Below are 18221 nucleotides of genomic sequence, written 5' to 3' on the forward strand. Positions count from 1 at the left end.
ATGGCAAATTGCCGCTGTCCGATCTCCCCACCGGCTTCGATTGGGACGTAAACAAACCTTCTTAATCTTATATCGGAATTTCGCTTGCATTGTATTACGTTATTAACCAACGGCTTCTAAAATATGTAAAAGCCAGCGCATCGCACCGGCTTCTGCATGGATCAGCGATCTACGCGTCTTCGTATGATGCATGCCGGCCTAAGATGACAACCACTCCGCGTTTGCAGTATGATGATTGAATAACATCAACTTGCTATGGAGTGGCATTGCCAAATGAATAACCTTCCGATCGAACAGGTGCTGCCCGAGCTGCAGCATCATCTCGCAAAAAACGCTAACGCCGTGCTCGTAGCGGCTCCCGGGGCAGGCAAAACAACACGTGTCCCGCTGGCGCTGCTGAACGAGCCGTGGCTCGCCGGGCGCCGCATCTTGATGCTGGAGCCGCGCAGATTGGCCGCCAGAACGGCGGCGCGTTATATGGCATCGCTATTGGGAGAGCAAGTCGGCGAAACCGTAGGGTACCGCGTTCGTCAAGACAGCAAAACCGGGCCGAACACACGCATCGAGGTAATTACCGAAGGGGTGTTGACCCGAATGCTGCAGGAGGATCCGGCGCTGGAGCAGGCGGGCATCGTCATTTTTGACGAATTCCATGAGCGCAGCCTTCACGCCGACTTGGGCTTGGCGTTGTGCCTGCAATCGCAAGAGCTGCTGTCCGGGGATTTGAAGCTGCTTGTCATGTCGGCGACCTTGGAAGCCGAGCCGGTTGCCGCGCTGATGAACGATGCGCCCATCATCCGAAGCGAAGGGCGCGCTTACCCCGTTGAGACACATTATATAAGCAGGCGCCCCGACGAGCGCCTCGAATCCGCCGCGGTTCGCACCATCGCTGAAGCGATGCGCCAAGAACCGTCCGGCGATATGCTTGTGTTTTTGCCCGGCACGGGAGAAATCCGCCGCGTACAGGAACGGCTCTCCGAGCTGCGGCTCGACGCATCCGTTCAGGTGCATCCGCTGCACGGCAGCTTGACCTCGGAGGAACAAGATGAAGCGATATCGCCCGCGCCGGCGGGACACCGTAAAATCGTGCTGGCCACCTCCATTGCGGAGACCAGCTTGACCGTGGAAGGCGTGCGTATCGTGGTCGACTGCGGGCTCAGCCGTATCCCCCGGTTCTCGCCGAGAACCGGAATGACGCGGCTGGAGACCGTACCGGTCTCCAGAGCTTCGGCCGACCAGCGGCGCGGCCGGGCGGGACGTCTCGGCCCCGGCGTCTGCTGGCGGCTGTGGAGCGAACAGGAGGACCGCCGCCTCGCCGAGCGGAGCAGCCCGGAAATGCTGGAGGCCGACCTCGCGCCGCTGATGCTTGAGCTGGCGGCTTGGGGCACGGCGGATCCGACCGAGCTGCGCTGGCTGGATCCGCCTCCCGCAGCCGCCTGCGGGCAAGCGCGCGAGCTGCTGCGCCGGCTCGGCGCCTTGGACGGCCGCGGCGCGCTCACCGCGCACGGCCGCCGCATGGCCGGGCTGGGGCTGCATCCCCGCCTCGCCCACATGATGGTGCAGGCCATTCCGCTCGGACTCGGCGGAATGGCCTGCGAGATCGCCGCGCTGCTCGGCGAGCGCGACGTGCTCAAGGGCGCCGGCGCAACGCCGGACGCCGATGTGCGCCTGCGGCTGGAGGCGCTGCGCAAAGCCGCCGGCAGCGGCCGTCCGCCCCGGCAAGGGGCCGGCTCGGCGCCAGCGCCTGCGGAAGCGGCGGCCGCCGCGCACTTCGCCGGCGGCTTCAGCGTCGACACAGCCGCTTGCCGCCGCGTGCGGCAGGAAGCCGACCGCTGGAAGCAGGCGCTCCAGCTGCCGCTTCGCGCCGATGCCTCCGGCGTGGACGCCTGCGGGCTGCTGCTTGCGTTTGCGTATCCCGACCGCATCGCCCAGAGCCGGTCCACCGGCCGGTTCCTGCTCAGCAGCGGACGCGGGGCGATGTTCGCTACGCTGCAGCCGCTGGCCGCCGAGCCGTATCTGGTCGCCGCCGAGCTCGACGATCAAGGCGCGGAAAGCCGCATCCATCTGGCCGCCCCTGTCACGCTGGCCGAGCTGGAGCAGCACTTCTCCTCGCACATCGAGCAAGAGGAGCTTGTCGTTTGGGACCGCGCCGCGCAAGCGGTGCGCGCCCGCAAACGGCTGCGGTTCGGCGCGCTGCTGTTGAAGGAAACACCGTTGGCCAAGCCGGATCCGGAAGCGGTCGCCGGCGCCTTGCTGCAAGGTATCGCGGAAGAAGGGCTGCGTGTGCTGCCTTGGTCCAAAGCGGCGAGGCAGTTGCAGCAGCGGCTCCAATTCATGCACGAAGTGGACCGCGAGTGGCCCAACGCATCCGACGAAGCGCTGATAGCCGGTTTAGCTGATTGGCTTGCCCCTCATCTATCCGGCATGAAAAGCTTCGCCGACCTGACGCGGCTCCACCTTTCCGATGCGCTCGCGGACATGCTGGATTGGAAGCAGCGCAGAGAACTTGACGAATACGCGCCAACGCATATGGCCGTCCCCAGCGGCTCGCGGGTCGCCATCGATTATACCGATCCGTGCTCGCCGGTGCTGGCCGTTCGACTGCAGGAAATGTTTGGTCTCGCCCAAACGCCCAGAATCGGCCGCGGCCATGTTCCGCTTACGCTGCATTTGCTTTCTCCGGCGATGCGGCCCGTACAAGTGACGCAAGATTTATCCAATTTTTGGAAAAATACATATTTTGAGATTAAAAAAGATCTCAAGGGCCGTTATCCGAAGCATTATTGGCCGGATGACCCGACTGCCGCCCAACCGACAAACCGGGTTCGTCCGAAACCTCAGTAAACCCGCTTGCCTGCGGGCTGCCGTTATATGCAAAAAAGCTTCCCGAACCGCCGCTGCATGCGGGGCCGGAAGCTTTTTTTGCTTTGATTTTGTACCTTGAATGTAAATACGTCTCCCGCGGTCTTACGCCTTGAAACCAAGCAGCGTAATATCGTCGCGCTGCGGCTCATCGCCCATATAATGCTTAAGCTGCGACCGGAACTCTACCTCTTGTTCGGTGAGCGGTTTTTCCCCGCACGACCGAATCAGCTCCGCAAAACGCTGCTTTCCGAAGGAGTAGTTTTTCTCGCCGCCATTCTGGTCCAAATATCCGTCGGTAGTCATATAAAACGAGGTGCCGTTCTCCAATTGCAGCCTTGTATTCGTGAACTGGAACGCACTTGTCGTTTTGCGGCTGCCTACACTCTTCCGGTCGCCGCTTACCGTCTTCAGTTCAGTTCCGTATTTTGCAAACAGCGAACATTTGGCTCCCGCAAACACGAGATGGTCATTGCGTACCAGGCAGATCCCGATATCCAGCCCGTCGTCCGAGAACGGATCGCCCTGATCCCGTTTCATCATCTGTTTGATCACGGCATTTAACTTGCCGATAATTAGCGCCGGGTCGTCATCATTTTCCGATTCCACAATCAGATTCAAGATCGATACGGCCAGCATCGTCATCAGCGCTCCGGGCACTCCATGGCCGGTACAGTCGCCGACAGCAATAAAATACCCGCTGCGGGCCTGCTTGGCCCAGTAGAAATCCCCGCCGACGACGTCACGCGGCTTCCACAACAAGAAGTGCTCCTTCAAGAATCCGTCCAAAATCTGCTTGGAAGGCAGAATCGCTTCCTGTATTCGCTGAGCGTAATCGATGCTATCGGTCAGCTTCAGTGTCTGCTCCTTCAGCTGCCTTGTTCGTTCGCTGACAAGCCGCTCAAGCTGTTCGTTAAGCTCCAACGCCCGTTTGTACGGATTGGCCAAATAACGCGAAATCACAAAAAACAGGAACGTCATCACCACAATACAGATGCCTGTCGCAAGCCAGGTATGCAGCTTTACCTTCTCCAGAAACGATACCGTCTCGCTCCTGTCGATTTGGAACAGCAGCTCCCAATTAGTCGATTTGAGCGGATAACCGATCAGATCAACAATCTCGCCGCGATCGTTGGTATACTCCAGCACCTGCGGACCTGCTGCAATGCTGCCGGTCCCAATCCCGATTCCTTTTACCACGGAATCCGGAATAAACCCGGAGATCATTTTCCCGTCATGCGCAACATTGTCGGAAAGGCTGATTTTTCCGGTATTGTCGACTAGCCATAAGTGGCTGCTCTGACCGTATTTGTACTTTGCAAATTCATCGGACAAGCTCTTCAGGTTCATCCCGACGCCGGCAACGCCGGACGGATGTTTCGGATCGCCCATCATCACATTGATAAAGGCAAACGTATCTTCACGTTTATCATTATAATCAATAAACATCTCCAGCTGACGCTGCTTCCCCAGAAAATCAAAAAACCAGCGGTTCAGCGGATTTGCGGGATCCATCGTATCGACAATACGTCCTTCTTCTGTCCAATAATGCCGCGTCAGCGTACTGACAATAAAAGCATTGCTGTAATCGAACCCTTTGGCCAATCTGGCCAGCTTCTCTATCGAATGTTTGCCCATCTGCTCGTCGGTTTCCCCGTTTTGCAGCCAGGCGATAATTTCGGGGTCCTGAGCCAGCAGCAGAGAAGATTCCATAGCCCGCTGCATGCGCCCGTCGACCTTTGAAGCAACCGATTCGGCTATATATAGCAAATCCTTCTGCTTCAGCTTTTTGACGACCTCATTTTCCGTCAGCACGTACACAATCGAACCTGCAAGCAGAATCGACATGACGATAATGATGCTGGCTAACATAACAACTCGCATTACGCCCCGATCACGGGAAATCATCATTTTCCGCTCCCTTTGAATCTCCCGTTTTGCAGTCGTTTGGCCGGAAGGGTAAAATAAACCGTACTGCTTCCCTCGATGCCATCCGGTGCCGGAATTATCCCGATATTCCCTTCGTGCCGGAGCACGATAATTTTGGCAATCGCCAGACCCAGCTCGGTTCGCCTGAAACGGTCAAGCTGCATCGACGGCAGAGGCGTTTCCTCGAACCCCCCACCGCCATCCGTAATGGACACCGTCACCGTATGTCCCGGCTCATCCCGCTCGTCCTGATCGGTCAACGCGCCTTCCTTCACATCCACCTGAATATGGATGTTTCCGTGGTCCGGAGTCCGTTTCATCGCGTAAGCGATCAAGTGATGGACAGCCTGCCCCAGCCTTGTAGGATCGTAGCTCAGGCGCAATCCTTCAAATTCGGACAGATCGGGCTGGCGGGTTAAGGTCAAACGAAACCCTTCACCCGACACATCGGACTCCGCTTTTTGCAGCAAATCCTGCAATTGATGAAGCGAGCAATCCATCAGCGTCAGCCGTGTCTGGCTAGATTCCAGCTTGGAAATTTCAAACAAATCGTCGATCAAGTGATTCACATAAGTAGACTTATCGTAGACCAGCTGCAAATAATGCGAGCTTGGCTCGATGATGCCGTCAAGCATCGCCTTGACATACCCTTGAACGGAGGTCATCGGCGTGCCCAGCTCATGCGATATGTCCGTGATGAGCTGCCTGCGGGCCTTCTCCATCTGGCGGAGCTGCTCGTTAATCCGCGACATTTCGCTTTCTTGCCGCTTCAGGCTTTTGCCTTGTATATCGCTGATATTAAAAATTTTCATGGATAACTTCAGCAGCCGCTCGTAATGCCCGATCAACTCCTGAAAGGGCTCCTGCAGCTCATTGCCCTCTTGCCGGTTATCCTCTAATGACTGCTTAGCCGATCTTAGCGCATTGATTTCGAGTTCGAACAACCCACGGTTCGATTTTGTCATCTGAATCAATCCTCAGGAAGAAAAATAATATCAAACGGAAGCTCGAGATCTTCCTTAAATTCTTCCGCGCATTCGATTTCGCTTTCGTTGTCTTCACGGCAGTACCATTGGATGTAAATGCGCTTCCCTTGCAGGAACGCATCGTTGAAACGGTCCAGCAGCATCATGACGCATTTCGCGCTGCTTGTGTTGATGTAAGGCAAATTCAGCAAAATACCCGTTTCTTCAGCTCCCGATACGGATAAATACCGGTCCACCCAGGCAAATATAGGCTCGTAGAATTTAAAAGCATTCTCCGGATAAGATTGTCCCTGAAGGGCAAGCACATGCTTGCTTATATCAAAGCGCACCTCCGGCGTGCTTTTGGTTTGTTCAATAAACAGCGATTCCATCGATGAACCCTCCTTGCCATTAAACGACGGCTTCTAGTGTGAAAAAAGAATATTGAGCGTCAATGCCGGTAATTGTGTACTTTAATGGCTGCGTCGACTTTCTGGCGATTTCGATCAATCCGATCCCCGCGCCCAAGCTATCCTCCGGCTGCGGCTGTCTAATCTTGCTTTTATACAGCGCCTTCAGCTCCGCTTTATTTAGAGGCTGTATTTGCAGCAGCAGGGACTGCAGCTGCTCTACATCGCTGTTGCATACCCGGTTGCCGGAACAGACATAATTGCCGATATCCGTTTTGCCGATGGCCACGATGCTCGAATGCACGACATGTTCGTAGAATTCGCCGCCAAGCTTGGTATTGCAGTAGTTTTTAATATTTTGCGTCTGCTCCACAAAAATGGAAAATATATCATAAACGTTGGATTTCAGATGATTTTCCGTTTCCATATATTGCTTAACTGCCTCGCCAAGCTCTTCGATGATGCCTTGGGTTAATTTCCCAGAAAAGCATATCAGCAGCCCCTGGCGCTCCAGTAAGGTCTGCAGCTCGAGCAATTGATTGTGCATCGCCTCGTCCTCCCGGTAAATAAATTAATATGATGTAAATTGTATCATTTCTCACAGTTTATCATAGTAAAAATAACGTCAAGTAGATTAAATAAATTTAGAGACTAGTTTTCTGCGGCTCCGGATGAATTAAACTTATAACCGATCCCCCGGATGTTTTGAATATACCGCGGGAACTGCGGATTGGCCTCGATTTTCCGGCGTATGCTGCTAATATGAACCAGTACGGTCCGCGTGTCCGAATTGCTCTCCACTCCCCAGATGGCGCGGTAAAGCTCCTCTGCGGTGAACACTTGATTCGGATTTTGCGCCAAAAAGACAAGCAGCTGCATTTCCTTGGCGGACAAAGTCACTTGATCTTTATTCACAAAAACGCAAAATTGCGTCAGATCGATTTCGAGACCTTCGAAAGAAATCAGCTTTCTTTTGTGCTCGGCTTTTTTCTCCGCCTGCCAAGCACGGTGGAAAATCGGCGCCCGCCTCAGGTTCGCCTGAACCCGCGCAACAACAACGACCGGATCAAACGGCTTGACAATGTAATCATCCCCGCCCAGCTCAAGTCCTTGGACGATATCGTCGGAATCTTTGCGGCAGCTAATAAAAATAATCGGCACATTCGACATTTTCCGAATCGCCTTGCACACCTCAAAACCGTCGATCCCGGGCAAATAAATATCCAGCAGCACCAGCTCCGGCTTTTCCTCTTCCAACAGCCGCAAGCCTTCTTCTCCGCTTACAGCCGAAATCACCTGAAATCCGCCGCTTCGCAAATACAATCTGATCAACTCGCGGATTTCCTGATCGTCTTCCACCAACAATATACGTTCATCTGCCACTTAATCCACCTCCAATTTTAACAGCTCGGCAGGGAGCGTAAACCGAAACGTGCTTCCCTTGAGCGGCTCGCTTTCGACGGTCAGTTGTCCCCCGTGGTAAGCGATGATTTCCTTGGCAATGGCCAGCCCTAATCCGCTTCCGCCAGCGTTGTAATGCGATGTGCTGGCATTTTTATAAAAACGGTCGAATACATGCGGCAGTTCATCTTGTTCCATGCCAACTCCCGTATCGGAGACGCTGACCGTCAGTTCTCCTTTTTCCGCGCTATTTTCCATCGAAAATTCGCCGGTAATGCGGATCAGACCGCCGGCCATCGTAAATTTAATGGCGTTATATACAAGGTTGCCGACAACTTGCTGAATTCGCAATGGGTCAATAAGCAGCAGCACCAGACGGTTATCCGGCAGGCCGGAAATGTGCGTCATCTCGAACTGGATGTCCTTTTTCTCGACATCGTATTGAAATTCCCGAAAATAGCGCTCGAACAACTCCTCCGCGGCAACCTCCGCCATCTGAAAACTGGCTTTGCCTGTCTCCAGCTTGCTCAAATCGAATAAATCCTGAATAAGCCTGTTGACCATAATAACTTTATCATAAATCATGCCGATATATTTATCGTCCTGTGGCCTGATAATTCCGTCGAGCAGCGCCTTTAAATAACCTTGAACGGCTGTCATCGGAGTGCCCAGCTCGTGCGAAATATTGGCGATAATCTGCCTCCGGGACGATTCAATTTGTTTCATATGGCTGTTGGCATCGCGCAGCTGCCTGTTCATCTGCTCCAGCGCTTCCGTCCGTTCGCGGATTTTATCCTCCAGCGTCAGGTTCACTTCCACCAGTTCCCTGGAAACACTTTCCACCTTATAGTAGGCATTGGAGTATTTCAAAGCGACAACAACCGTTTGTGTAAATAAAAACACCATGACGCCGTAAGCCGAAAAATCGATCGACTGGATGTAGTTATTGTAATACAAAACATCATTCATGATTGCGATATTCATCACAATGCCCCCGATGCCGTTAAGCCATGCGCCCTCGCGCCCGAGCACCGTAGCTTTCAGGAACACGTAACACAAGTACACGAATTCGAAGATCGTGAACAATTGAAAAGCAAATAAGGTTTGGGTGAAAAAGTGTACGGGCAGCACAATAACCGAAAGTGAAAACAGACCTCCAACCGCCAAGAAACAATAAATGAGGCGACGGTTGACATCGCGCGGGTAAAGGTTCAGAACGTACCATGAAAAGTAGGGAATACCGAAATAAGGAGCCAAATATTCAATTTTGACCGCTAATTCCCAGTCAAATTCCGGCCAGAACCGCACGAGCAGCGTGTCGCCGAGCAGCAGCGTGCGCAAGGCGAGCAATATACAGGTCACGCCTACAGCTAGATCCAGCGTATTATATTTTCGAAAGGAGACCAGACTGAGGTGATAGAAACCCAAGGTGAGCATAGCTATAGCCACGAATCCTTGAACGGCCATATTTTTCTCGCGCAGCAGCATGATATCGGCGCTGTTGCCAAAGGTCAAGGGCGACCACAGCCCGCCTTTGCGCTGAACGAAGTTGGATACTTGAATAACAATCTCATTCATCCCGCCATTCGCCTCGAAATAGACGACTTTGGCATAATTTTTCGGCTTCATGCTGTCGCGGTCGGTTCCGACAACGCCGTTTCCGTCGAGCTGTTTTCCGTTGATCCACAGCTTATATGCGGAGGCCGCGGCAGGAATATACAGCGCTTTAATGGTATCCTGCTCCGCGGCATCAAGCATGATGCGCAAGCGGTAGGTCGCGTAACCTTCCTGGTTGCTGGCCGGATTGTTCGTGCCGCCCCATACACGGGGGACGCTCATCATACTTCCTTGGGGCAGCACTTTGGAAGAATCTTCTTTAAAATCGGCCGGTTCCAAAAACGCATTCCAATAAAATTGCCAATCCCCGTTTAAATGGATCGTTCCTTGCTCTTTGAAGTCCCAATATGACGCATTCAGCACGCCTTCCGCCGCCATAGGCATCGTTCTTGTTTCCGCGGCGAAAACCGGCAAACATGCAGACAACATTAGCAAACATAATCCCACTGTCAGCCATATCCACTTTTTCATCGACAAAAATCCTTATATTTTTAATAGCTTACTCTAAATAATAACAAATCGGCCTAAAGTCGTGAAGCAATTATTTTACAACGCTCAATTCGGCTGCAGCCGTTAAAAAAGAGCTCCCGCCTATACAGACGGAAGCTCCAATACGTTATCGGGTTTTATACCCGGCTTCTTCTTATTGTTACGGATTCGCCGCCAATTCCCCAGTTGTCCGTATCCACTTCATCGATAATGACAAATGTCGACTGTGGATTTTTGCCCAGCACATTGGCAAGCAGTTCCGTTACCCCGCGGATCAGTTGTTCTTTCTGGTCGGCGGTTGCACCTTCTTTAGTAATTTTAATGTTGACGTACGGCATGTTTCTTCTCTACCTCCATCCGGTTGTTGGACCATAGGTCTTGCTCAAGGCTTAATTGTAACGCAGCGTTCACCTAAAGAGCAATCCCAATATAATGCAATTCAGGGGCGGTAATCCTCATAACCGGCCTTGCCGCGGGATAAGTGGATGGTTCTCTCTCATTTCCCGTATGAAAGCTTGCGGAAGCGGGCAATCTGCCGATAATCGCGGTTTCTCTCCCATCAATCACAGTTAATTTTGACACCGGTGCTGCTTATGTCCAAGCAGCCTGCTTCGGCTTATGTATAACCGGCCAGACATTTCGCTGTCGCTGCCGGCGGAAGGGGCCGGAGGGGCCGTCGTAAAGGCCCCTTCAACATGCGGGTGAACGATCTCTTCCTGTTCCATGAACCGGCCTGTCCCCGCCAGCTTATTTGCGGGCGATCAGAATACCGCTGCCGAGATTCTCGCGGTGCTCCACGATCAAATCGTCGTGTTTCAGCACAGTTTGCCATATGCGAAAGTCGGTAATCGTTCCGGCATCGGGAAATTGAAAATGATCCGGAATTTCATCGGTCATGTTTTCCGCAAAGCGGATTAATCCCGATACCTCGCTGCTTTTAAAACCTGTGGAGCCAAGCAAACGAAGCCACTCCGCCTCCGAATAAGCGGACTCCATGCCGAAGAAACGGTACACAGCGGTAAGGCTTTCCTCATCAAGGGGCCTGGTGATCATCACTTCTCTGTCGTAGAGCACCCCTCCCGGAGCGAGCACGCGGTAATATTCGCTCAGCGCTTTTTCCGCATTGACAAAATTGGTAACCGATTCGGCAAAAACGACGTCAAATGTCTCGTTCTCAAAAGGAAGCGCGGCCGCATCGCCATGAACGAATTGAACGTCGAGTCCTTCCGCATTCGCCCGCAGCGCCGCTTTTTTCAACATATCCTGACGTATATCGAGACCGACCATCCGGCAGCCCATTTTTGCCAAATAACATGTAGTCCTGCCTGTACCGCAGCCCACTTCAAGCACGCGGGCGCCTGCAGGAATAGGAAATTGCTCCAGCTGCGACAACGTGGCCGCAAAACCTCCGGGATGCGCGCTGCCAATGCCCAGCGCCGACAGCATGTCGAGATATTCCATCTTGCTTACCCCTCTCCTGAATAGTGACAAATTATCATATGAAAAAAAATGGGTTCCGATATGGGTAAGAGCCCCTATGAAGGATGTCCCGGGCAATTGTTTTTGACAAAACGGGAAATTCCCCGCCGGACCGGCCGAAATATGAAGAAAGCCCCCGGGAGCAGAGGAGATGGAGACTTCCTCGTTTCGCGGAGGCTTATGTTCCATGGCTTAATGAACGCCATGTGGAAGTAAATCCGGAATTAGATCAAGAAACCAGCAGAAAGAACGATAACCAGCAGGATGAAAAGAACCAAGATTACCCCTGTGCTTGTAAATCCGCCGCCATATCCGCATGCTCCCATGTTCAAAACCTCCCTCATTTCAGGATACTGCACTATATGCCATGACATTATGTTTGTGTAGGGCTAATGTCCCTAGGGTATGCGCACAAAATTAAATAAACGCCTGTAAGGCGGCTTCGGACAAAACAAAAAGCACCCGCAAACGGATGCTTAAGTGCGATTCTATAAGGCCGGACTGACGACATTTTGCGGTTTGCCTTGCAAAAAGCAGTTCACATTATCCGCGGCCGTCTCCATGAGGCGGGTTCGCGCCTCGCGGGTCGACCAGGCGATATGCGGCGTAATCAAGCAATTGCGGGCTCCGATCAACGGATTTGCCGTTCGCGGAGGCTCCTCGCTGAGCACATCCAAAGCGGCGCCGGCGATGATCCCTTCGTTTAAGGCGTCGGCCAGATCCTGGTCGTTGATGAGCGGTCCGCGCGCCGTATTCACCAACAGCGCCGATTTCTTCATCAGCCGGAGCGTATCGCGGTTCACAATTCCTTTTGTATCCGCTGTAAGCGGACAATGCAAGCTGAGCACGTCGGATTCCGCAAATAACCGCTCCATACTTAAAGCCCGGGCGTCGCCGAATTCGGCGGGCAGCGGTTTGCCGCGGTCGGGAACGGCAATGCGCATGCCAAACGCCTGCGCAATCCGCGCCGTTTGCTGGCCGATCAAACCAAAGCCGATAATGCCCAGCGTTTTTCCAGACAACTCAATCAGCGACGACTTGGTGAAACACCAATCGGCGCTGCGGCCCCACTCGCCGTCTCTGACCGCGTCGCTGTGCAGCCCTGCCCTGTGGCATAACTCCAGCAGCAGCGCAAAGGTAAACTGGGCTACCGAAGACGTGCCGTAGCTGGGGATATTCGACACGACGATACCCCGCTTTGCGGCCGCATTCACATCGATCACGTTATAGCCGGTCGCCAGAACGCCAATGTATTGTAATCCCGGCAATTGGTCCAGCGCGTTTTCTCCAATCACTGTTTTGTTGCTTAGCAGAATCTCCGCGCCTCTTGCGCGGTCAAGCAACTGATCGGGAGAAGTGCGCTCGTACACTTCAAGCTCGCCGAACCCCTCAAACACGTTCCAGTCGAGATCGCCCGGATTCAGCGTATAACCGTCCAACACGACAATTTTCAAGATTAGCTACTCCCTCCGGCATGATGGTACAAGGAATCAACTCTATTATGCCACAAGGCCGGCGGCTTCCATAGCATTTTTTGGTATAATGGTGACGATCATAAATTCGAGGTGAATATGCTGAAAACCAAAACTCTGCTTGCCAAAGCCACAATGTTGCTAGCCTGCGCCGCGGCGATTTCCTCCTGCTCGAAAGAAAAGCCGCCCGGCAGTCCGACCGAAACCGCCATCCGGATGAAACAAGCCGTGACGTTTAACGAATATGACCGGTTTCAAGCGCTTTTTATGGAACAAAGAAAATCGCAAGCTTCCCGGGAATTATTCGAACAGCTAAAAGCCACAAATGGCGCCAAAGCCGACTTTAAGTCTTACACCTTAGTTACGATGGAAAACGGGGAGATGCTGCTGGTAAACCATACCCCAGACAATACATTTCAAATTCAAGATGTCATCAAGGTCCCCGACAATATGAAATCTTTTTTTCAAAACCTTAACCGGTAAAAGCAGCAAAAGCGCCGCGGCCGCTTCGCAAATATCCAGTCCCCAACTCCCGTCATCAAGCCGCAACTTAACGAAAAAAACCGGCTTTCCTGCCGAGGCCGCTACTTCCCGGAAAAGGGGCACCAGGGTGTCCTCCTTCCGGGTCATGCAGCTCGGGCAGAATAGCCGGTTTTATGTCATTTATGAAACGTAGGCCGCAGCTTAAATATGCATCGGGTGGCCAAGAGCGACTTCCGCCGCTTCCATCACCATTTCGCCTAATGTCGGATGCGCATGAATCGTCAGCGCCACATCTTCCAGCGTTGCGCCCATTTCAATAGCCAGCGCCATTTCCGCAATCAGGTTCGAGCTTTCGGTGCCGACGATTTGCGCGCCAAGCAGCAGGCCCGTCTCTTTGTCGCCGACCAGCTTGACGAAACCTTCCGGCGATCCGACGGACAAGGCGCGGCCGTTCGCCACGTAAGGGAACTTGCCGACCGCCACCGTGTGGCCTGCAGCTTTCGCTTCAGTTTCGCTTAAGCCAACGCTGGCGATTTCCGGATCGGAGAAAACAACCGCCGGGATACACTTGTAATCGATCACGCTGGTCAGTCCGGCGATCACTTCCGCCGCTACCTTGCCTTCGTAAGACGCTTTATGCGCCAGCGCAGGACCCGGAACAATGTCGCCGATCGCATAGATGTGCGGGATGCTGGTTTGGCATTTGTCGTTGATTTTGATCAAACCGCGGTCGGCCATCTCCACCTTGATCAGGTCGAGTCCGAAGTCGCCGTCGGTGTTCGGGCGGCGTCCGACAGTAACCAGCACGTAATCGGCCGTTACTTTCTTCTCTTCGCCTTTCACGGTGAACGTGACAGTGACGTCGTCAGCCGTCTTCTCGCAACCTTGCGCAAGCGCCTCGGTGAATACTTCGACGCCGGCGTTTTTCAGGTTTTTCGCTACCAGCTGGGAAAACTCTTTTTCGAAGCCTGGCAGGATCGTAGCGGAACCTTCCAGCACGGTTACCTTTGTGCCGAATTTAGCATACGTTTGACCCAGCTCGATGCCGATATAGCCGCCGCCGATGACAACCATGCTTTTCGGAATTTCGTTTAAGGAAAGCGCTTCGGTGGAGGACAAGATCCGTCCGCCGTAAGGGAATGCCTTAAGTTCGATCGGTCTGGAGCCGGTAGCGATGATGCAATGATTAAACTTGTAACGCGCCGTAACGTTGTCGTTAAATACACGCGCTTCGTTTTCATTGATAAACATCGCTTCGCCGTAGAACACTTCGATTTTATTTTTTTTCATCAAAGCGCCGATGCCGCGGCTGCCGGTCATTTGTTCGATGATGCCGTTTTTCCATTCCTGCACCTTCGTAAAATCAATCTTTACGCCTTCGGCGGTAATGCCGATATCCGAAGAATGCTGGGCTGTTTCATATTTATGAGCTGCGCTGATCAGTGCTTTGGACGGAATGCAGCCGCGGTTCAGACAAACGCCGCCGAGCCGATCCTTCTCTACCAGCAGCACGCTTTTGCCAAGCTGTGCAGCCTTGATGGCAGCAACATAGCCGCCAGGTCCGCCGCCAATCACCAGCACGTCGATTTCTACAGAAGCGTCGCCTACAACCATTGCTTTATACCTCCATCACAAGCAGCTCCGGATCTGCGAGCAGCTGTTTAATATAGTTCAAGAAGTTTTGCGCCGTTGCTCCGTCGATAATGCGGTGATCGAAGCTAAGGCTGAGCGCCATTACAGGTGCAATCACGATTTCGCCGTTTTTCACAACCGGTTTTTCACTGATACGGCCTGTGCCAAGAATCGCCACTTCCGGGAAATTGATGATCGGCGTAAAGAACATGCCGCCGGCGGAGCCGATGTTCGTAATCGAGATCGTCGAACCTTTAATTTCGTTTGGAGCCAGCTTGCCTTCGCGGCCGCGAGCTGCCAAATCTTTGATTTGCGCTGCGATGGTCCAAATGTTTTTGCGGTCGGCGTCGGCTACAACCGGAACGATCAAACCTGCCTCGGTGTCCGTGGCAATACCGATGTTGTAGTATTTTTTATAAACGATTTCGTTTGCTTGCTCGTCAAGCGTAGCGTTAAGCGCCGGGAACTGGCGTGCCGCGGCTACGAGCGCCTTCACGATAAACGGCAAATAAGTCAGCTTGACGCCTTTTTTCTCGGCGGTCGGTTTCGCTTTTTCACGCAGCTTGACAAGCAAGGTCACGTCGACCTCGTCCATCAATGTTACGTGCGGAGCCGTGTAAGCCGATTTGACCATCGCATTGGCAATCGCCTTGCGCATGCCCTTCAACGGCACGCGCTCTTCGATGCGCTCTCCCGGAGCGGCCTGCACTGCCGGTGCAGTCGCTGCACCCGCTGCTGCTGTGCTTGCTGCCGGCGTTTCCGCCGCTGCATCGGCCACAGCCGCTGCGCCGCCGCCTGCCGCAAACGCAAGCACGTCCTCGCGTGTCACGCGGCCGTTTTTGCCGGTTGCGCGCACTTGCGCCAGCGGCACGCCTTGCTCGCGTGCGAACTTGCGCACGCTTGGCGTTGCGAGCACTTGCTGCGCCGTGCCCGCGCTATCTGCTGCCGGGGCGCTTGACGCCAGCGGCGTGTCGATCTTGCTGGCGGCCACATTTGCCGCCACCGCGCTGCCCACCGGCTCCACGGCCGATGGTGCCGGAGCCGCAGGAGCGGCCGCCGGTTCGGCGTGTCCGCCGCCATGCGCTTGCACAGGGATTTCGCCTTCGGCGTCAATCACGGCAATCACGTCGCCGATCGTGCAGACGGTGCCTTCGCTTACCTTGATGTCGACAATTTTGCCGGCGACGGGGGATGGCACCTCGACTACCGATTTGTCGTTTTGTACTTCCATTATGATCGTTTCATCGTCAACCTTGTCGCCCGGTTTAACCAGCCACTTGACGATTTCCCCTTCATGAATGCCCTCGCCGAGCTCGGGGAACCGGTATTCAAAGATCGCCACGGTTCATTACCTCCTATTACTGAAATGCCTGATCGGCCCGAATGTGAAAATTAAAAATCAAGAACTTTATTTAAACCGGCGATAATCGACGTTGGGCTTGGCAGCCATTGATCTTCGATTTGCGAGAACGGATATATCGTATCCGGCGGAGCAACACGAAGCACCGGCGCTTCCAGATGCAGAATCGCTTTTTCGTTGATTTGGGCGATCACTTCCGCAGCGACGCCGGATGTTTTTTGCGCTTCCTGCACAACGATCGCGCGGTTTGTTTTCTTAATCGATTCGACAATTGTATCGATATCCAGCGGCATCAGCGTGCGCAGGTCAATCACTTCTACCTTCACGCCACGTTGTTTTTCGATCTCTTCAGCCGCTTTCAGCGAAGTGTGCACCATTGCGCCGTACGTGATGATGGTAGCGTCTTTGCCTTCGCGGACAACGTTTGCTTTGCCGATCGGCACTGTGTATTCGCCTTCCGGCACTTCGGCGCGGAACGAACGGTACAAGTTCAGGTGCTCCATGAAAAATACCGGATCATTATCGCGGATCGCGGAAATGAGCAGTCCTTTTGCATCGTACGGGTTGGAAGGCACAACAACCTTGATACCCGGCGTTTGCACAAGCAATCCTTCAAGCGGGTCGGTATGCAGCTCTGCCGCTTTTACTCCGCCGCCAAACGGGGTGCGGAATACGATCGGAGCTTGATAGCGGCCGCCGGAACGGTAACGCAAACGTGCAGCCTGCACGCAAATTTGGTCCATTGCTTCATAAATAAAACCGACAAACTGAATTTCCGCAATCGGTCTGAAACCTTGAGTAGCCAAACCAACCGCCATACCGCCGATCGCCGATTCAGCCAGCGGCGTATCGAATACGCGCTCTTCCCCGAATTCGCCTTGCAGTCCTTCCGTCGCACGGAATACGCCGCCGACTTTACCTACGTCTTCCCCAAATAAAAGCACGTTTGGATCGCGCTGCAGCTCTACGCGCATAGCATCCTTTATCGCTTGAATCATTGTCATTTGAGCCATGACTTACTTCTCCCCTTTACCCAAGAACTCGGCTTTTTGCTCTTCCAAATGCTGAGGTGTCGTTTCAAACATGCTGTCGATCAGACCAGGGACAGTCATTTTTTCGATTTCCTCGGCTTTTTTGATATGCTCGGCAACCGTTGCTTTCGCTTCTTCGATCACTTGGTTCTCTTCTTCTTCCGTCCACAGACCTTTGGAGGTCAGCAGCACACGCAAGCGGTGAAGCGGATCTTTAAGCTCCCACTCTGCCGTTTCTTCTTTCGTACGGTATTTGGAAGGATCGTCTCCCGACATGGAGTGCGGCAGGAACCGGTAAGTCAGCGCTTCGATCAGCGTAGCGCCTTCTCCATTACGCGCTCTTTCAGCAGCGTCTTGAACTGCCTTTGTCACAGCCAACACGTCCATACCGTCGACTTGCACGCCGCGGATACCTGCGGCAACCGCTTTGTGCGCAACCGATTCGGCAGCCGTTTGCTTGGCGAACGGAGTCGTAATTGCATAACCGTTGTTTTGCACCATGAAAATAGCCGGCAGTTTAAAGGCGCCCGCAAAGTTCATTGCTTCGTAGAAGTCGCCTTCGGACGAGCCGCCGTCACCGGTATAGGTGATAGCCACACGTTGTTCGCCGCGTTTCTTGAACGCCATAGCTACGCCCATCGCATGAAGATATTGCGCGCCGATGATGATTTGCGGCATAAGCACATGCACGTCCTGCGGAATTTGTCCGCCGTGCTGGTGTCCGCGGGAATATAAGAAAGCTTGGTACAGCGGCAGGCCGTGCCATACGATTTGCGGCATATCGCGGTAACCCGGGCAAATAAAGTCATTTTTATTTAAAACGAACTCGCTGCCAATCATCGTTGCTTCTTGTCCGGAAACCGGAGCAAAGAAACCCAGACGTCCTTGACGAGTCAAGTTAACGGCGCGTTGGTCCCATGTACGTGTAAAAACCATTCTTCTCATCAGCTCGCGGAGCTGATCGTCGGATAAATTCGGCATCTCTTCCTGATTGACAATCGTGCCGTCGGCTGCAAGAACCGATAATGGCTGTATCTTGCTGACTTGCACCTCATAAGGCTTGCTCATTCTTTTTCACCTCATATTAAAAT

At 53.5% G+C, this 18221-nt stretch carries 16 protein-coding genes; 2 read left to right on the plus strand and 14 right to left on the minus strand.

Annotated features, from left to right (window positions below):
* Window positions 1-273 precede the first annotated feature (273 nt).
* Window positions 274-2844, plus strand: coding sequence for an ATP-dependent helicase HrpB (gene hrpB, locus EYB31_RS00605; protein WP_131011333.1), 2571 nt, complete (start codon window positions 274-276; stop codon window positions 2842-2844).
* Between the two features lie 123 nt (window positions 2845-2967).
* Here hrpB and EYB31_RS00610 read toward each other — a convergent pair whose 3' ends face one another.
* The 10 genes from EYB31_RS00610 to EYB31_RS00655 form a co-directional block, all read right to left on the minus strand.
* Window positions 2968-4746 (minus strand): SpoIIE family protein phosphatase, encoded by a 1779-nt coding sequence (locus EYB31_RS00610; protein WP_206105415.1) that lies wholly within the window; start codon window positions 4744-4746, stop codon window positions 2968-2970.
* A 23-nt stretch (window positions 4747-4769) separates the two neighbouring features.
* Window positions 4770-5756: a sensor histidine kinase gene (locus EYB31_RS00615; protein ID WP_131011335.1), complete on the minus strand. Its 987-nt coding sequence runs from the start codon at window positions 5754-5756 to the stop codon at window positions 4770-4772.
* A gap of 5 nt (window positions 5757-5761) precedes the next feature.
* Window positions 5762-6148: a DUF1987 domain-containing protein gene (locus EYB31_RS00620; protein WP_131011336.1), complete on the minus strand. Its 387-nt coding sequence runs from the start codon at window positions 6146-6148 to the stop codon at window positions 5762-5764.
* A 19-nt stretch (window positions 6149-6167) separates the two neighbouring features.
* Window positions 6168-6713, minus strand: coding sequence for a SiaB family protein kinase (locus tag EYB31_RS00625; protein ID WP_131011337.1), 546 nt, complete (start codon window positions 6711-6713; stop codon window positions 6168-6170).
* A 104-nt stretch (window positions 6714-6817) separates the two neighbouring features.
* Entirely contained in the window at window positions 6818-7549 is a 732-nt protein-coding gene (locus EYB31_RS00630) for a response regulator transcription factor (RefSeq protein WP_131011338.1), read from the minus strand.
* Complete coding sequence (locus EYB31_RS00635) at window positions 7550-9655, minus strand: sensor histidine kinase (protein WP_131011339.1); 2106 nt, start codon at window positions 9653-9655, stop codon at window positions 7550-7552.
* A 155-nt stretch (window positions 9656-9810) separates the two neighbouring features.
* The gene (locus EYB31_RS00640) at window positions 9811-10011 is read right to left on the minus strand and encodes a 2-hydroxymuconate tautomerase family protein (protein WP_131011340.1); all 201 of its coding nucleotides are present in this window, start codon (window positions 10009-10011) and stop codon (window positions 9811-9813) included.
* Window positions 10012-10420: 409 nt separating this feature from the next.
* Complete coding sequence (locus EYB31_RS00645; protein ID WP_131011341.1) at window positions 10421-11134, minus strand: class I SAM-dependent methyltransferase; 714 nt, start codon at window positions 11132-11134, stop codon at window positions 10421-10423.
* A gap of 242 nt (window positions 11135-11376) precedes the next feature.
* Window positions 11377-11478: a sporulation protein YjcZ gene (locus EYB31_RS40770; RefSeq protein ID WP_131011342.1), complete on the minus strand. Its 102-nt coding sequence runs from the start codon at window positions 11476-11478 to the stop codon at window positions 11377-11379.
* Between the two features lie 162 nt (window positions 11479-11640).
* On the minus strand, window positions 11641-12606 hold the full coding sequence (locus tag EYB31_RS00655) for a D-2-hydroxyacid dehydrogenase (RefSeq protein ID WP_131011343.1): 966 nt from the start codon (window positions 12604-12606) through the stop codon (window positions 11641-11643).
* 117 nt (window positions 12607-12723) lie between these two features.
* Between EYB31_RS00655 and EYB31_RS00660 the strand changes: the two genes are divergently transcribed.
* The gene (locus EYB31_RS00660) at window positions 12724-13107 is read left to right on the plus strand and encodes a hypothetical protein (RefSeq protein ID WP_131011344.1); all 384 of its coding nucleotides are present in this window, start codon (window positions 12724-12726) and stop codon (window positions 13105-13107) included.
* A gap of 201 nt (window positions 13108-13308) precedes the next feature.
* Here EYB31_RS00660 and lpdA read toward each other — a convergent pair whose 3' ends face one another.
* From lpdA to pdhA, 4 genes are read right to left on the minus strand one after another with little or no spacing between them, the layout of a single operon-like run.
* Window positions 13309-14721, minus strand: a complete 1413-nt coding sequence (gene lpdA / locus EYB31_RS00665) for a dihydrolipoyl dehydrogenase (RefSeq protein WP_131011345.1) — start codon at window positions 14719-14721, stop codon at window positions 13309-13311.
* 4 nt (window positions 14722-14725) lie between these two features.
* Window positions 14726-16081 (minus strand): dihydrolipoamide acetyltransferase family protein, encoded by a 1356-nt coding sequence (locus tag EYB31_RS00670; RefSeq protein ID WP_131011346.1) that lies wholly within the window; start codon window positions 16079-16081, stop codon window positions 14726-14728.
* Window positions 16082-16131: 50 nt separating this feature from the next.
* Window positions 16132-17112: an alpha-ketoacid dehydrogenase subunit beta gene (locus EYB31_RS00675; RefSeq protein ID WP_131011347.1), complete on the minus strand. Its 981-nt coding sequence runs from the start codon at window positions 17110-17112 to the stop codon at window positions 16132-16134.
* A gap of 3 nt (window positions 17113-17115) precedes the next feature.
* The gene (gene pdhA / locus EYB31_RS00680; protein ID WP_131011348.1) at window positions 17116-18198 is read right to left on the minus strand and encodes a pyruvate dehydrogenase (acetyl-transferring) E1 component subunit alpha; all 1083 of its coding nucleotides are present in this window, start codon (window positions 18196-18198) and stop codon (window positions 17116-17118) included.
* Between the last annotated feature and the right edge of the window lie 23 nt (window positions 18199-18221).

The sequence above is a fragment of the Paenibacillus thalictri genome (assembly GCF_004307995.1).
Lineage (GTDB): Bacteria > Bacillota > Bacilli > Paenibacillales > NBRC-103111 > Paenibacillus_AF > Paenibacillus_AF thalictri.

Bases quoted from the DNA above. Each gene is read 5' to 3' on its own strand.
- hrpB (WP_131011333.1), top strand. From the start codon at position 274: ATGAATAACCTTCCGATCGAACAGGTGCTGCCCGAGCTGCAGCATCAT.
- EYB31_RS00610 (WP_206105415.1), bottom strand. From the start codon at position 4,746: ATGCGAGTTGTTATGTTAGCCAGCATCATTATCGTCATGTCGATTCTG.
- EYB31_RS00615 (WP_131011335.1), bottom strand. From the start codon at position 5,756: ATGACAAAATCGAACCGTGGGTTGTTCGAACTCGAAATCAATGCGCTA.
- EYB31_RS00620 (WP_131011336.1), bottom strand. From the start codon at position 6,148: ATGGAATCGCTGTTTATTGAACAAACCAAAAGCACGCCGGAGGTGCGC.
- EYB31_RS00625 (WP_131011337.1), bottom strand. From the start codon at position 6,713: ATGCACAATCAATTGCTCGAGCTGCAGACCTTACTGGAGCGCCAGGGG.
- EYB31_RS00635 (WP_131011339.1), bottom strand. From the start codon at position 9,655: ATGAAAAAGTGGATATGGCTGACAGTGGGATTATGTTTGCTAATGTTG.
- EYB31_RS00640 (WP_131011340.1), bottom strand. From the start codon at position 10,011: ATGCCGTACGTCAACATTAAAATTACTAAAGAAGGTGCAACCGCCGAC.
- EYB31_RS00645 (WP_131011341.1), bottom strand. From the start codon at position 11,134: ATGGAATATCTCGACATGCTGTCGGCGCTGGGCATTGGCAGCGCGCAT.
- EYB31_RS40770 (WP_131011342.1), bottom strand. From the start codon at position 11,478: ATGGGAGCATGCGGATATGGCGGCGGATTTACAAGCACAGGGGTAATC.
- EYB31_RS00660 (WP_131011344.1), top strand. From the start codon at position 12,724: ATGCTGAAAACCAAAACTCTGCTTGCCAAAGCCACAATGTTGCTAGCC.
- lpdA (WP_131011345.1), bottom strand. From the start codon at position 14,721: ATGGTTGTAGGCGACGCTTCTGTAGAAATCGACGTGCTGGTGATTGGC.
- EYB31_RS00675 (WP_131011347.1), bottom strand. From the start codon at position 17,112: ATGGCTCAAATGACAATGATTCAAGCGATAAAGGATGCTATGCGCGTA.
- pdhA (WP_131011348.1), bottom strand. From the start codon at position 18,198: ATGAGCAAGCCTTATGAGGTGCAAGTCAGCAAGATACAGCCATTATCG.